The organism is Pantoea sp. X-Soil-TKNS-1211 (assembly GCF_059730495.1).
This window is the reverse complement of record NZ_AP035953.1, coordinates 255,018-270,765: the sequence shown is the minus strand read 5'-3', so window position 1 is coordinate 270,765 and position 15,748 is coordinate 255,018. Positions and strand designations below refer to the sequence as shown.

Below are 15,748 nucleotides of genomic sequence, written 5' to 3'. Positions count from 1 at the left end.
TACGAGTGATTACTCGTCGTCGCTACCGCCGAGACCGGCGTTCAGCAGTTCAGCCAGGCTTGCAGAGGCTTCATCCGCAGTCACCTGCGGTGCAACCGGCGCTTCACCCGCCTGACGGCGACGCATACGATCCTGATGGTAAGCATAACCAGTACCGGCCGGGATCAGACGACCCACGATAACGTTCTCTTTCAGACCGCGCAGTTCATCACGCTTGCCTGCTACCGCGGCTTCGGTCAGGACACGCGTGGTCTCCTGGAACGATGCTGCAGAAATGAACGACTCGGTTGCCAGAGACGCTTTGGTGATACCCAACAGGTCACGCATGTAGGTAGCGCCCAACTTACCGTTCGCTTCCAGATCGCGGTTGGAGATCTTGATACGAGAGAACTCCGCCTGCTCACCTTCCAGGAAGTCAGTGCTTCCTGCGCTAACGATGGTCGCTTTACGCAGCATCTGACGCACGATAACTTCAATGTGCTTATCGTTAATCTTAACGCCTTGCAGACGGTAAACTTCCTGCACTTCGTTAGTGATGTAACGGGTCACCGCATGAACACCACGCAGACGCAGAATGTCGTGCGGAGATTCCGGACCGTCAGAAACCACGTCACCACGTTCAACGCGCTCACCTTCAAATACGTTGAGCTGACGCCATTTCGGAATCATCTCTTCGTACGGATCGCTGCCATCAACCGGGGTGATTACCAGACGACGCTTACCTTTGGTCTCTTTACCGAAGGAGATGATACCGCTGATCTCCGCCAGGATTGCTGGCTCTTTCGGACGACGCGCTTCGAACAGATCCGCAACGCGCGGCAGACCACCGGTGATGTCCTTGGTACCGCCAGATTCCTGCGGAACACGCGACAGTGTGTCACCCGCGCTGATCTTCACGCCATCTTCCAACTGAACAATCGCTTTGCCCGGCAGGAAGTACTGAGCCGGCATGTCAGTGCCCGGGATCAGAACGTCGTCGCCATTGGCATCAACGATTTTCAGTGCCGGACGCAAATCTTTACCACCAGCAGTACGCTCAGCAGAGTCCAGAATCACCAGTGAAGACAGACCGGTTAACTCGTCAGTCTGACGGGTAATGGTCTGACCGTCGATCATATCGGTGAAGCGGACAAAACCGTTCACTTCAGTGATTACCGGCATGGTATGCGGATCCCAGTTCGCTACGGTTTCGCCCGCATTGACCTGCTCACCATCACCTTTCGCCATCACCGCACCGTAAGGCACTTTATAGCTTTCTTTGGTACGACCGAACTCGTCGATCATTTTCAGCTCAACGTTACGCGAAACGATAACCAGTTTACCCGTGGAGTTGGTAACGGTCTTCGCGTTGGTCAGCTTGATAGTACCTTTGTTTTTCACCTGAATGCTGGATTCAGCAGCCGCACGAGATGCCGCACCACCGATGTGGAACGTACGCATCGTCAGCTGAGTACCCGGCTCACCGATGGACTGTGCTGCGATAACGCCGATGGCCTCACCTTTATTGATGATGTGACCACGTGCCAGATCGCGACCGTAGCAGTGTGCACACACACCGAAGTCGGTTTCACAGCCTACAACCGAACGCACTTTGATGGCGTCGACAGAGTTCTGCTCAACCACGTCACACCAATGCTCATCCAGCAGAGTGTTACGCGGGATCAGGATGTCGGCAGTGCCCGGCTTGAGCACGTCTTCTGCAGTCACACGACCCAGTACACGCTCACGCAGCGGCTCTTTAACATCGCCACCCTCGATAACCGGGGTCATCATGATACCTTCGAAGGTGCCACAATCGTCCTCGGTCACCACCAGGTCCTGTGCCACGTCAACCAGACGACGGGTCAGATAACCGGAGTTCGCGGTTTTCAGTGCGGTATCCGCCAGACCTTTACGCGCACCGTGCGTTGAGATGAAGTACTGGAGTACGTTCAGACCTTCACGGAAGTTCGCGGTGATCGGCGTTTCGATGATGGAGCCATCTGGCTTCGCCATCAGACCACGCATACCTGCCAGCTGACGAATCTGTGCCGCAGAACCACGCGCACCGGAGTCGGCCATCATGTAGATGCTGTTAAAGGAAACCTGCTTCTCTTCTTCGCCATGACGGTTGATCACGGTTTCAGTCTGCAGGTTATCCATCATCGCTTTGGAAACGCGTTCGTTAGCGGCGGCCCAGATATCGATAACTTTGTTGTAACGTTCGCCAGCGGTTACCAGACCAGACTGGAACTGTTCCTGGATCTCAGCAACTTCTGCTTCCGCTTCCGCGATGATCTCAGCTTTCTTCGCCGGGATAACCATGTCGTCGATACCAACAGAGGCACCAGAACGGGCTGCATAGGCAAAGCCGGTGTACATGGTCTGGTCAGCAAAGATAACGGTCGGCTTCAGGCCCAGAATGCGGTAACAGGTGTTAAGCATTTTGGAGATTGCCTTTTTACCCAGCGCCTGGTTGACGATGGAGTAAGGCAGACCTTTCGGCACGATCATCCACAGGATCGAACGACCAATGGTGGTGTCGATCAGGCTGGTTTTGGCAACGAAATCGCCCTGTTCGTTTTTGCTGTACTCGGTGATACGCACTTTTACGCGGGCATGCAGCTCAGCCAAGCCAGCGCGGTAAACACGCTCAGCTTCTTTCGGGCCAGTCAGCACCATGCCTTCGCCTTTGGCGTTCACTTTGTCGCGGGTCATGTAGTACAGACCCAGAACAACGTCCTGAGACGGAACGATGATTGGCTCGCCGTTCGCTGGAGACAGAATGTTGTTGGTAGACATCATCAGCGCACGCGCTTCCAGCTGGGCTTCCAGCGTCAGCGGTACGTGAACTGCCATTTGGTCACCATCGAAGTCGGCGTTATATGCCGCACAAACCAGCGGGTGCAGCTGGATCGCTTTACCTTCGATCAGAACCGGTTCAAACGCCTGGATACCCAGACGGTGCAGGGTTGGTGCACGGTTCAGCAGTACCGGGTGTTCGCGGATCACTTCGTCCAGGATATCCCAAACGACAGCTTCTTCGCGCTCAACCATTTTCTTCGCGGCTTTGATGGTGGTGGCCAGGCCACGCAGTTCCAGCTTGCCGTAGATGAACGGTTTGAACAGCTCCAGTGCCATTTTCTTCGGCAGACCGCACTGATGCAGACGCAGGTATGGACCTACGGTGATAACCGAACGACCAGAGTAGTCAACACGTTTACCCAGCAGGTTCTGACGGAAACGACCCTGCTTACCTTTGATCATGTCTGCCAGTGATTTCAGCGGACGTTTGTTCGAGCCAGTGATGGCGCGACCACGACGGCCGTTATCCAGCAACGCATCAACCGCTTCCTGCAACATACGTTTTTCGTTACGTACGATGATATCCGGCGCAGCCAGATCCAGCAGACGTTTCAGACGGTTGTTACGGTTGATCACGCGACGATACAGATCGTTCAGATCCGAGGTAGCGAAACGACCACCATCCAGCGGAACCAGCGGACGCAGATCCGGCGGCAGTACCGGCAGCACGGTCAGGATCATCCACTCTGGCTTGTTGCCAGACTGGACGAACGCTTCCAGCAGCTTGATACGCTTGGTCAGCTTCTTACGCTTGGTTTCAGAGTTGGTTTCGTTCAACTCTTCACGCAGCTGCTCGCACTCCTGCTCCAGATCCATGTTTTTCAACAGGGCCTGGATAGCTTCCGCACCCATCTTCGCGTCGAATTCGTCACCGAACTCTTCCAGCGCGTCAAGGTACTGCTCTTCAGTCAGGATCTGACGTTTTTCGAGGTTGGTCATGCCACCTTCGACAACCACATAGGATTCGAAGTACAGCACGCGCTCGATGTCACGCAGCGGCATATCCAGCAGCAAACCGATACGGGACGGCAGTGATTTCAGGAACCAAATGTGTGCAGTCGGCGAAGCCAGTTCGATATGGCCCATACGCTCACGACGCACTTTGGTCTGCGTGACTTCAACGCCACACTTCTCACAAATCACACCACGGTGTTTCAGGCGCTTGTACTTACCGCACAGGCACTCGTAATCCTTTACCGGTCCGAAAATACGGGCACAGAAAAGACCGTCACGCTCCGGCTTGAAGGTACGGTAGTTAATGGTTTCAGGCTTTTTAACTTCACCAAAAGACCAGGAACGGATCATGTCTGGCGAAGCCAGAGCAATTTTGATCGCATCAAACTCTTCGGTTTTAGTTTGCGCTTTCAGAAACTTAAGTAAGTCTTTCACGGATTAGCTCCCGTCGGAGTGAGACTCTCAGGGATGTTCGACCTGAGCCGAACATCCCATAACCAGTACAAATGCGAGTGCTTACTCGTCTTCCAGCTCGATGTTGATACCCAGCGAGCGAATCTCTTTCAACAATACGTTGAAGGATTCCGGCATGCCCGGTTCCATCTGATGGTTGCCATCGACGATGTTTTTATACATCTTCGTACGGCCGTTCACGTCATCAGACTTAACGGTCAGCATTTCCTGCAGGGTATAGGCGGCACCGTATGCTTCCAGTGCCCACACTTCCATCTCACCGAAGCGCTGGCCACCGAACTGTGCTTTACCACCCAGCGGCTGCTGAGTAACCAGGCTGTAAGAACCGGTGGAACGGGCGTGCATCTTGTCGTCGACCAGGTGGTTCAGTTTCAGCATGTACATGTAACCTACGGTTACCTGACGCTCAAACTGCTCACCGGTACGGCCGTCGAACAGGGTGATCTGACCGGAAGAAGGCAGACCGCCGAGCTGCAGCAGCTCTTTGATTTCGCTTTCTTTCGCACCATCAAACACTGGCGTTGCAATCGGCATACCTTTTTTCAGGTTCTCTGCCAAACGCAGCACTTCATCATCGCTGAAGGTGTTCAGGTCAACTTTCTGACGCACGTCAGTGCCCAGATCGTAAGCACGCTGGATAAACTCACGCAGTTTGGCGACTTCTTCCTGCTTCTTCAGCATGGCATTGATCTTCTCACCAATACCTTTTGCCGCCATACCCAGGTGGGTTTCCAGGATCTGACCGATGTTCATACGTGACGGTACGCCCAGCGGGTTCAGTACGATGTCGACCGGCGTGCCGTTCTCATCGTAAGGCATATCTTCGATCGGGTTGATCTTAGAGATAACACCTTTGTTCCCGTGACGACCTGCCATCTTGTCACCAGGCTGGATTTGACGTTTAACCGCCAGATACACCTTAACGATTTTCAGCACACCTGGTGCCAGATCATCGCCCTGTGTGATCTTGCGACGCTTCGCTTCAAGTTTCTTCTCAAACTCGTGCTTCAGCTCGTCATACTGCTCAGCCAGCTGCTCCAGTGCGTTCTGCTTCTCTTCGTCGGTCAGGCCCAGCTCCAGCCAGCGCTCACGCGGCAGCTTGTCCAGCTTCTCAGCCTCAACACCACCCGAGATCAGTACCGCCTGGATACGACCGAACAGGCCAGCTTCGAGGATCTGCAGTTCTTCAGACAGGTCTTTCTTCGCCTGCTTCAGCTGCATCTCTTCGATTTCCAGCGCACGTTTGTCTTTTTCCACGCCATCGCGAGTAAAGACCTGAACGTCGATAACCGTACCGGAAACGCCATTCGGCACGCGCAGTGACGAATCTTTTACGTCAGACGCTTTTTCACCGAAGATCGCACGCAGCAGTTTCTCTTCTGGCGTCAGCTGGGTTTCACCTTTCGGTGTTACCTTACCAACCAGAATGTCACCACCGGTCACTTCAGCACCGATGTAAACGATACCGGATTCATCCAGTTTGGAGAGCGCAGCTTCACCCACGTTCGGGATGTCAGCGGTGATCTCTTCTGGCCCCAGTTTGGTGTCACGAGACACACAAGCCAGTTCCTGAATGTGGATGGTAGTGAAACGGTCTTCCTGGACAACACGCTCAGAAACGAGGATGGAGTCTTCGAAGTTGTAACCGTTCCACGGCATGAACGCTACGCGCATGTTCTGGCCCAGAGCCAGTTCACCGAGGTCGGTAGACGGGCCGTCAGCCAGCACGTCGCCGCGCTCAATCGGTTCGCCCAGAGAGACACACGGCATCTGGTTGATGCAGGTGTTCTGGTTCGAACGGGTGTATTTGGTCAGGTTGTAGATATCGATGCCCGCTTCGCCTGGGTACATCTCATCTTCGTTAACCTTGATCACGATACGTGAGGCATCAACGTACTGGATAGTACCGCCACGTTTAGCTACGGCTGTTACACCGGAGTCAACCGCAACCGCACGCTCCATACCCGTACCAACCAGCGGCTTATCAGCACGCAGAGTCGGAACGGCCTGACGTTGCATGTTTGCACCCATCAATGCACGGTTGGCGTCATCGTGTTCCAGGAACGGGATCAGTGACGCACCAACAGAAACCACCTGCTGGGTCGAAACGTCCATATAGTCAACCTGATCGCGGCTGAACAGGCTTGATTCGCCTTTGCTACGACAGGTAACCAGATCGTCAACGAATGAACCGTCGTCGGCCAGGTTGGTGTTCGCCTGAGCAATAACGAAGTTACCCTCTTCAATTGCAGAGAGGTAATGGATCTCGTCACTCACTTTACCGTCAACCACGCGACGGTACGGCGTTTCCAGGAAGCCATATTCGTTAGTCTGTGCGTACACGGACAACGAGTTGATCAGACCGATGTTCGGACCTTCCGGCGTTTCGATTGGACATACACGACCATAGTGAGTCGGGTGTACGTCACGGACTTCGAAGCCAGCACGTTCACGGGTCAAACCGCCTGGGCCGAGGGCTGAAATACGACGCTTGTGCGTGATCTCAGACAGCGGGTTGTTCTGGTCCATAAACTGAGACAGCTGGCTGGAACCGAAGAACTCTTTAACGGCTGCTGAAATCGGCTTGGCGTTGATCATGTCCTGAGGCATCAGGGTATCGAGATCGCCCAGAGACAGACGCTCTTTCACCGCACGCTCTACACGCACCAGACCAACACGGAACTGGTTTTCTGCCATTTCGCCAACAGAACGGATACGACGGTTGCCGAGGTGGTCGATATCATCCACTTCGCCTTTACCGTTACGGATATCGATGAGCTTCTTCATCACTTCGATGATGTCAGACTTGCTCAGGATACCGGAACCTTCGATCTCGTCACGCAGCAGAGAACGGTTGAACTTCATGCGGCCAACCGCAGACAGATCGTAACGATCTTCAGAGAAGAACAGGTTCTCGAACAGGTTTTCTGCAGCTTCGCGCGTCGGCGGCTCGCCAGGACGCATCATGCGGTAGATCTCAACCAGCGCGCTCAGGCGATCGTTGGTTGGGTCAACACGCAGCGTCTCAGAAATGTACGGACCGTGATCCAGATCGTTGGTGAACAGCGTTTCAATGCGCTTGTGACCGGATTGGCTCAGTTTTGCCAGCAGATCCAGTGACAACTCCATGTTCGCTGCAACGATCAACTCACCGGTGTTCTGATCGATATAGTCTTTCGCTACCACTTTGCCGGCGATGTATTCAACCGGGACTTCGATGTGCTGGATATTGTCTTTTTCCAGCTGACGGATGTGGCGAGCGGTAATACGACGACCTTTCTCAACGTACACCGTGCCGTTGGCTTCGATATCGAAGGAGGCGGTTTCACCACGCAGGCGCTCAGGCACCAGTTCCATCTGCAGTTTGTTGTCGCGGATTTCGAACACCACTTTTTCGAAGAACAGATCAAGAATCTGCTCCGTGGTGTAATGCAGCGCACGCAGGATGATACTGGCCGGCAGCTTACGGCGACGGTCAATACGGACGAACAGGTTGTCTTTCGGGTCAAACTCGAAGTCGAGCCATGAACCGCGGTAAGGGATGATACGTGCGTTATACAGCACTTTACCGGAAGAGTGCGTTTTACCCTTATCGCTGTCAAAGAACACGCCAGGACTACGATGCAGCTGAGAAACGATAACACGCTCAGTACCGTTGATAACAAAGGTACCGTTTTCAGTCATGAGCGGGATTTCGCCCATGTACACTTCTTGCTCTTTAATGTCTTTAACGGTGCCTTCCGGCGCTTCGCGCTCGTAGATCACCAGACGCAGCTTGACGCGCAGCGGTGCAGAGAAAGTCACACCACGGATCTGACATTCTTTTACGTCAAAGACAGGTTCACCCAGACGGTAGCTGACATACTGCAACTCAGAGTTGCCGCTGTAGCTCGCGATCGGGAATACGGAACGGAAGGCAGCTTCCAGTCCATACTGACCTTCTGGATCTTGCTCGATAAACTTCTGGAACGAGTCAAGCTGGATAGAAAGGAGATAAGGTATGTCCAGCACTTGCGGACGTTTACCAAAATCCTTACGAATACGTTTTTTCTCGGTATAGGAGTAAACCATAGGGTTCCTCAGCTAGCTGACAAGTCGACCCACGCTGTCCGTCCTGAAGGGACAGTTCATGCAACACTATTTTGTTTTTCATGCGATGCTCAGCACCCCATGCAATACATCTTTCTATCACTCTTAAATCATTTCATCGCCGTTGTACGGGCAGGGAACCCTCACAGGAAAGCGATATATTAAGGCGTCGATAGAAAAAGATATTGAAGAGAAACAATGGACAAACAGTGCGAAACGCCATCATTCCCCTGTAGCGCAAAAAGGCTGGTGACTAAAAAGTCACCAGCCATCAGTCTGAAACTACTCAGACTGCAACCCGGGGGTTGTCTTACTTAACTTCAACTTCTGCGCCAGCTTCTTTCAGCTGTGCTTCGAGAGCAGCAGCGTCAGCTTTGCTGAGGCCTTCTTTGATCACGCCAGTTGCTTCAACCAGATCTTTGGCTTCTTTCAGGCCCAGACCAGTTGCGGTACGAACAGCTTTGATTACTGCAACTTTGTTCGCGCCAGCAGCTTTCAGGATCACGTCGAATTCAGTTTTCTCTTCAACAGCTTCAGCCGGGCCAGCAGCAACAGCTACAGCAGCAGCAGCAGAAACGCCGAATTTTTCTTCCATAGCAGAAACCAGCTCAACAACTTCCATTACGGACATTGCGGCAACGGCTTCCAGGATTTGGTCTTTAGTGATAGACATAACAATTGTTCCTAAGAATCAGTATAAGTTTATGCGTTAAAGCACGAAGAAAAAGAGTAAGGCTTAAGCCGCTTCTTTTGCGTCGCGAACAGCAGCCAGAGTGCGGACCAGTTTGCCTGCAGCGGCTTCTTTCATGGTCGACATCAGACGTGCCAGTGCTTCTTCGTAAGTCGGCAGAGTCGCCAGACGGTCAATATTGGCCGCCGTGATCAGCTCACCTTCAAAGGCTGCAGCTTTGACCTCGAATTTTGCATTCGCTTTCGCGAAATCTTTGAACAGACGAGCAGCAGCGCCCGGGTGTTCCATAGAATATGCAATCAGGGTCGGACCAACAAACGTGTCTTTCAGGCACTCGAACTGAGTACCTTCAACGATGCGGCGCAGCAGGGTGTTGCGAACAACACGCATGTAAACGCCAGCTTCACGACCTGCTTTACGCAGTTCGGTCATTTTATCAACGGTAACGCCACGGGAATCCGCAACAACCGCTGACAGCGCGCCTTTGGCTACTTCGCTGACTTCAGCAACAATCGCTTGTTTGTCTTGAAGATTTAATGCCATTAGCTTTTGCTCCTGGATTTGACCGGGGAAGGATTTCCCCGGAACTCACTTCACTTATTCACCCGAAGGCAATAAGCGCTTTTACACGGTGAGCAGAATCCAGTTAAGAAAAAATTCTTTGTGGTTCTGTCACCGTCTACGCAGGGGATTAAGCGTTTCATCCGAAGATGTCGCGCTCCTGCGGTCTTGGACGGAGGCCAGGATAAGGCCTGGCTCCAACCTTAGTGCCTGAAAAACAAAGGGATGAACCTCTTTTTTTCATTCACTATGAATCTTGGTTCTGAATTGAACGTTCAACCAGAACAACGGGCGTAAGATTCTAGATGAATTTTTCGCCCGTTTCAAGCAGCAATTAGTTTGCTGCTGCGTTCAGACCAGCCTGGTCGATGGCAACGCCAGCGCCCATGGTGGTGGACAGGCTAACTTTCTTGATGTACACGCCTTTCGCCTGAGCAGGTTTTGCTTTTTTCAGCGCAACCAGCAGAGATTCCAGGTTTTCTTTCAGTTTGTCAGCGTCGAAGTCCACTTTACCGATGGTGGTATGAATGATGCCGTTTTTGTCGTTACGGTAACGAACCTGACCAGCTTTAGCGTTTTTAACCGCTTCAGCAACGTTCGGCGTCACAGTACCAACTTTCGGGTTTGGCATCAGACCGCGCGGGCCCAGAACCTGGCCGAGCTGGCCAACAACGCGCATTGCATCCGGAGAAGCAATAACAACGTCAAAGTTCATTTCGCCTTTTTTGATCTGGTCAGCCAGATCTTCCATACCTACCAGCTCTGCGCCAGCTGCTTTAGCAGCTTCAGCGTTAGCGCCCTGGGTAAATACGGCAACGCGTACTGAACGACCAGTACCGTGCGGCAGTACAGTTGCACCACGTACGTTCTGATCAGATTTACGAGCATCGATGCCGAGGTTAACAGCAACGTCTACGCTCTCTACAAACTTAGCAGTAGCCAGTTCTTTCAGCAGAGCAACAGCTTCGTTGATGTCATACTGTTTAGTTGCATCAACTTTGTCACGGATCACGCGCATGCGCTTGGTCAGCTTAGCCATTTCTTAGTCCTCCACTACCAGGCCCATGGAACGAGCAGTACCTTCGATAGAGCGAGTCATCGCTTCTACGTCAGCACCAGTCATGTCCGCAGCTTTGGTTTCTGCGATTTCACGTACCTGAGCACGGGTTACTTTACCGACTTTGTCTTTGTTCGGCTTACCAGAACCAGACTTGATGCCCGCTGCTTTTTTCAGCAGAACGGCAGCCGGAGGTGTTTTGGTAACGAAGGTGAAAGAACGGTCGCTGTATACGGTGATAACAACAGGAGTCGGCAGACCTTTTTCCAAAGATTCGGTCTTAGCGTTGAACGCTTTACAGAATTCCATGATGTTAACGCCCTGCTGACCCAGAGCTGGACCAACCGGCGGGCTCGGGTTAGCCATACCAGCTGCAACCTGCAGCTTGACATAGGCTTGTACTTTCTTAGCCATGATATTTCCTCTATTGGGTTATAGCGCCTGAAAAGCAGGCTCCCCGTGATGACAATTCACGCGCTGTCGCCAGCGCATAAAAACAAAAGGCGCGAAATTGTAGATAAATTCCGCGCCTGCTGCAACTATAAAAATGTTTCGGGCGTTAGCCTTTTTCTACCTGGCTGAAATCCAGCTCGACAGGGGTAGCACGACCAAAGATGGAAACAGAAACTTTCAGGCGGCTTTTTTCGTAATCCACCTCTTCCACCACACCGTTGAAGTCGGCAAACGGACCGTCGTTGACGCGAACCATTTCGCCCGGCTCGAACAGCGTTTTTGGACGCGGCTTATCACCCACCTGCTGCAGGCGGTTCATGATCGCATCCACTTCTTTATCGCTGATCGGGGCTGGACGGTCTGATGTACCACCAATGAAGCCCATCACACGCGGTACGCTACGCACCAGATGCCAGCTGGCATCATTCATTACCATCTGAACCAGTACGTAACCTGGGAAGAACTTGCGCTCGCTTTTACGACGCTGGCCACCACGGATTTCTACGACTTCTTCAGTCGGTACCATGACTTCGCCAAACAACTCTTCCATGTTGTGCAATTTGATGTGCTCACGCAGCGACTGGGCTACGCGGCCTTCGAAACCGGAAAACGCCTGCACGACGTACCAGCGTTTTTTTGGAGCTTCAGACATCTCAGAACCTCAGGCCAGTGATAAACGATACAAGGCGGACAAGAATACCATCCAGTCCCCACAAAATCAGTGACATCACGGCAGTTACCGCGGCAACGATTAACGTGGTGTGCAGCGTTTCCTGGCGAGTCGGCCAAATGACCTTACGCATCTCGGTTCTTGCTTCACGCGCAAACGCAACTGTCGCTTTGCCTTTCGTGGTCAGCAACGCAACGCCGCCTGCCACTGCAATCAGAACCACTACGGCCAGTGCACGTAAAGGCAGTGTCACATCGCGGTAGTAGTAATTACCAACAATAGCGACAACCAGTAATACGGCAACGACCAGCCATTTTACGGTTTCCAGGCCGCGTCCGCTCCCTTGAGCTTCGGTATTCGCACTCATAAACCAACCTGCCACTATAATCCAGAAACTATTCTGCCCCGCGTGGCGAGGCATCCAAACCGGGTAAACTCTTAAGCCATAACCCGGTATCCTGCACCGCTTAACAGAGCCTGTCTCAGCAATGATTATGACCGAAAATCACTGATGAGCCAGGTTCTATACAACAGCGTGCAAAAAGGGCATCAAATGATGCCCTTTCCGTGTGCATTGCGTCAAATATTATCGGGATTAAGCGATAACTTTAGCAACAACGCCCGCACCAACGGTACGGCCGCCTTCGCGGATTGCGAAGCGCAGACCTTCGTCCATGGCGATCGGGTGAATCAGGGTAACAACCATTTTGATGTTGTCGCCCGGCATTACCATCTCAACACCTTCCGGCAGTTCTACTGAGCCCGTTACGTCGGTAGTACGGAAGTAGAACTGAGGACGGTAGCCTTTGAAGAACGGAGTATGACGGCCGCCTTCATCTTTAGACAGTACGTACACTTCTGATTCGAACTGAGTGTGCGGCTTGATGGTGCCCGGCTTAGCCAGTACCTGACCACGCTGGATGTCTTCACGCTTGATACCACGCAGCAGAACACCACAGTTTTCACCCGCCTGACCCTGATCCAGCAGTTTGCGGAACATTTCAACGCCAGTACAGGTTGATTTCGCAGTCGCTTTGATACCAACGATTTCTACTTCGTCGCCAACTTTAACGATACCGCGCTCTACACGACCGGTTACTACAGTACCACGGCCAGAGATTGAGAATACGTCTTCGATCGGCAGCAGGAACGGCAGGTCGATAGCACGAACCGGATCCGGGATGTAAGTATCCAGGTGACCAGCCAGCTCAACGATTTTCGCTTCCCACTCTGCGTCGCCTTCCAGTGCCTTCAGCGCTGAACCACGTACGATCGGCGTGTCGTCGCCCGGGAAGTCATACTGTGACAGCAGGTCACGCACTTCCATCTCAACCAGTTCCAGCAGCTCTTCGTCATCAACCATGTCGCACTTGTTCAGGAACACGATGATGTAAGGAACGCCTACCTGACGACCCAGCAGGATGTGCTCACGAGTCTGCGGCATCGGGCCGTCAGTCGCAGCAACAACCAGGATTGCACCGTCCATCTGCGCAGCACCGGTGATCATGTTTTTCACATAGTCGGCGTGGCCCGGGCAGTCAACGTGCGCGTAGTGGCGAGTCGGGGTTTCGTACTCAACGTGAGAAGTGTTGATGGTGATACCACGAGCTTTCTCTTCCGGCGCATTGTCGATCTGGTCGAATGCACGAGCCTGGCCGCCGTAGGTTTTAGCCAGTACGGTGGTGATTGCAGCAGTCAGAGTGGTTTTACCGTGGTCAACGTGACCGATGGTGCCCACGTTTACGTGCAGTTTGTTACGTTGAAATTGCTCTTTAGCCATCGCTTGTCCCTCTAAGACATGGATATATCAAAGATATCGTCACATCAACCAGGCTATGCCTGACTGTTAGTTTTACAGAGAGAGAATCAGGAGAGAGATAAAGGAAGTGGTGCTGATACCCAGAGTCGAACTGGGGACCTCACCCTTACCAAGGGTGCGCTCTACCAACTGAGCCATATCAGCACATCTGGAGCGGGCAGCGGGAATCGAACCCGCATCATCAGCTTGGAAGGCTGAGGTAATAGCCATTATACGATGCCCGCATCCTGGAACTCGGCTACCTGTTCTTTCTGTAGCTTATGAATAATAAAAGAAGACCTTCTATTATTCGAATTAGCCAGTGTTCCGGCTAACCTTGACTGTGCCAACGCTCAGTCTGAATTCGAAGGTGAGAGAGTTGAACTCACCCATCAGATGACGACCTCATCTGATGCTCAACCAAGAGGTTGAGATGGTGGTGGGAGAAGGATTCGAACCTTCGAAGTCTGTGACGGCAGATTTACAGTCTGCTCCCTTTGGCCGCTCGGGAATCCCACCTACTTGATGGTGCCGGCTACCGGAATCGAACTGGTGACCTACTGATTACAAGTCAGTTGCTCTACCAACTGAGCTAAGCCGGCATCAAGTGACGCGCATTCTAGGAAGAGCAGGGACAGGATGCAACAAAAAAATTGCCAAAATCGCGCTATCGATTACTATTTGTGCAAATCCTCGCAAATCAATCATGAAATGCAGCATTTTTGTTCAATGACGCTGCTTTTTTACCCGCGAATTCCTTCACCTTCCACATAGATTTTTCTCTAAACGCCCGCACAATTCTGAGTCACGCTGCCTTCTGTCTGTGCAAACCAATGCACATTGCATAACATTCTTCCCCCATGGCGCATTTTTTTACTGGCCCGCAATGATTATTCGTTGCGTGCGGATGGGCATCCCCATCCGGGGTCATCTATTACAAATGCCTGCGAGTGAGCGCACCAGAAACTGCTATGACAACCTACTGAGTGACAAGAAAAATGTGGGCACGATTACGAAAGCGTGCTCGCATTTATCATTTTGCTTCTTTTTAAAGTCACACTGATGTTACCCTCCAGCCCATTGTTCTCGTTAAATTACCCCTGTGACGTGCAACTGAGTTCGACACATCGCTGTATGCCTGTTGATGCAAGGTGTAGATGAGCCAGAATTTGCGGTCAGATGCATGCTTATGAGTAAAAAGACGACGCCACTTACAACACCCTACCTGGAGTTCGATCGTCAGCAATGGGCCGCCTTGCGTGACTCAGTACCGATGACGCTGGCAGAGGGTGAAATCGAACGATTACGCGGCATCAACGAGGATCTCTCGCTGGAAGAGGTTGCGGAGATTTATTTGCCGTTATCGCGCCTGTTAAATTTTTACATCAGTTCTAATCTGCGGCGTCAGGCCGTACTTGAACAGTTTCTTGGGACCAACGGGCAAAAAATACCCTATATCATCAGCATTGCCGGTAGTGTTGCCGTGGGCAAAAGCACCACCGCACGTGTGTTGCAGGCGCTACTCAGCCGCTGGCCGGAACATCGCAAAGTAGAATTAATCACTACTGATGGCTTTCTACACCCGAATGCCGTGCTGAAAGATCGTGGGTTAATGAAAAAGAAAGGCTTTCCGCAGTCCTACGATATGCATCGGCTGGTCAATTTTGTCTCTGACCTGAAATCCGGTGCTAGCCAGGTAACCGCCCCGGTTTACTCACATCTGATTTATGATGTTATTCCGGATGGCGATAAAGTTGTTCAACAGCCTGACATTCTGATTCTTGAAGGTTTAAATGTGCTGCAAAGTGGAATGGATTACCCACATGATCCGCATCATGTTTTTGTCTCGGATTTTGTCGACTTTTCCATATATGTAGATGCACCTGAAGATTTACTTGAAAGCTGGTATATCAATCGCTTTCTTAAATTTCGTGAGGGAGCTTTTAGCGATCCAGATTCTTATTTCCATCATTATTCTCAGCTGCCTGAGGAGGATGCTGTCGGCATTGCCCGCAGTCTGTGGAAAGAAATTAACTGGTTAAATCTTAAAGAAAATATTCTACCAACCCGTGAACGAGCCAGCCTGATTATGACGAAATCAGCTGATCATGCCGTGCAACATGTCCGCTTAAGAAAATAATTATACAAACAATGAAG

At 52.0% G+C, this 15,748-nt stretch carries 10 protein-coding genes and 4 tRNA genes; 1 reads left to right on the top strand and 13 read right to left on the bottom strand.

Going from position 1 to position 15,748, the window contains the following annotated elements; all coding sequences use genetic code 11:
* Positions 1-9: 9 nt before the first annotated feature.
* The 13 genes from rpoC to AC6I8W_RS01135 form a co-directional block, all read right to left on the bottom strand.
* Positions 10-4,233 (bottom strand): DNA-directed RNA polymerase subunit beta', encoded by a 4,224-nt coding sequence (gene rpoC / locus AC6I8W_RS01195; RefSeq protein WP_497836641.1) that lies wholly within the window; start codon positions 4,231-4,233, stop codon positions 10-12.
* An 81-nt stretch (positions 4,234-4,314) separates the two neighbouring features.
* Positions 4,315-8,343 (bottom strand): DNA-directed RNA polymerase subunit beta, encoded by a 4,029-nt coding sequence (rpoB, locus tag AC6I8W_RS01190; RefSeq protein WP_013507405.1) that lies wholly within the window; start codon positions 8,341-8,343, stop codon positions 4,315-4,317.
* 328 nt (positions 8,344-8,671) lie between these two features.
* On the bottom strand, positions 8,672-9,034 hold the full coding sequence (gene rplL, locus AC6I8W_RS01185; RefSeq protein ID WP_013507404.1) for a 50S ribosomal protein L7/L12: 363 nt from the start codon (positions 9,032-9,034) through the stop codon (positions 8,672-8,674).
* Positions 9,035-9,097: 63 nt separating this feature from the next.
* Entirely contained in the window at positions 9,098-9,595 is a 498-nt protein-coding gene (gene rplJ, locus AC6I8W_RS01180) for a 50S ribosomal protein L10 (RefSeq protein ID WP_013507403.1), read from the bottom strand.
* Between the two features lie 352 nt (positions 9,596-9,947).
* The gene (gene rplA, locus AC6I8W_RS01175) at positions 9,948-10,652 is read right to left on the bottom strand and encodes a 50S ribosomal protein L1 (protein WP_013507402.1); all 705 of its coding nucleotides are present in this window, start codon (positions 10,650-10,652) and stop codon (positions 9,948-9,950) included.
* Positions 10,653-10,655: 3 nt separating this feature from the next.
* The gene (rplK, locus tag AC6I8W_RS01170; protein WP_013507401.1) at positions 10,656-11,084 is read right to left on the bottom strand and encodes a 50S ribosomal protein L11; all 429 of its coding nucleotides are present in this window, start codon (positions 11,082-11,084) and stop codon (positions 10,656-10,658) included.
* A gap of 145 nt (positions 11,085-11,229) precedes the next feature.
* Positions 11,230-11,775, bottom strand: coding sequence for a transcription termination/antitermination protein NusG (gene nusG / locus AC6I8W_RS01165; RefSeq protein ID WP_013507400.1), 546 nt, complete (start codon positions 11,773-11,775; stop codon positions 11,230-11,232).
* Position 11,776: 1 nt separating this feature from the next.
* The gene (gene secE / locus AC6I8W_RS01160) at positions 11,777-12,160 is read right to left on the bottom strand and encodes a preprotein translocase subunit SecE (protein WP_013507399.1); all 384 of its coding nucleotides are present in this window, start codon (positions 12,158-12,160) and stop codon (positions 11,777-11,779) included.
* Between the two features lie 228 nt (positions 12,161-12,388).
* Positions 12,389-13,573 (bottom strand): elongation factor Tu, encoded by a 1,185-nt coding sequence (gene tuf, locus AC6I8W_RS01155; protein ID WP_013507398.1) that lies wholly within the window; start codon positions 13,571-13,573, stop codon positions 12,389-12,391.
* A 107-nt stretch (positions 13,574-13,680) separates the two neighbouring features.
* Positions 13,681-13,756, bottom strand: a tRNA-Thr gene (locus tag AC6I8W_RS01150).
* 5 nt (positions 13,757-13,761) lie between these two features.
* Positions 13,762-13,836: transfer RNA gene (locus AC6I8W_RS01145), tRNA-Gly, on the bottom strand.
* A gap of 189 nt (positions 13,837-14,025) precedes the next feature.
* Positions 14,026-14,110 (bottom strand) — tRNA-Tyr (locus AC6I8W_RS01140).
* A gap of 7 nt (positions 14,111-14,117) precedes the next feature.
* Positions 14,118-14,193 (bottom strand) — tRNA-Thr (locus tag AC6I8W_RS01135).
* Positions 14,194-14,780: 587 nt separating this feature from the next.
* Here AC6I8W_RS01135 and coaA point away from each other — a divergent pair.
* A complete protein-coding gene (coaA, locus tag AC6I8W_RS01130; protein ID WP_497836640.1) occupies positions 14,781-15,731 on the top strand; it encodes a type I pantothenate kinase in 951 nt (316 codons plus the stop codon).
* The last annotated feature ends 17 nt before the right edge of the window (positions 15,732-15,748 follow it).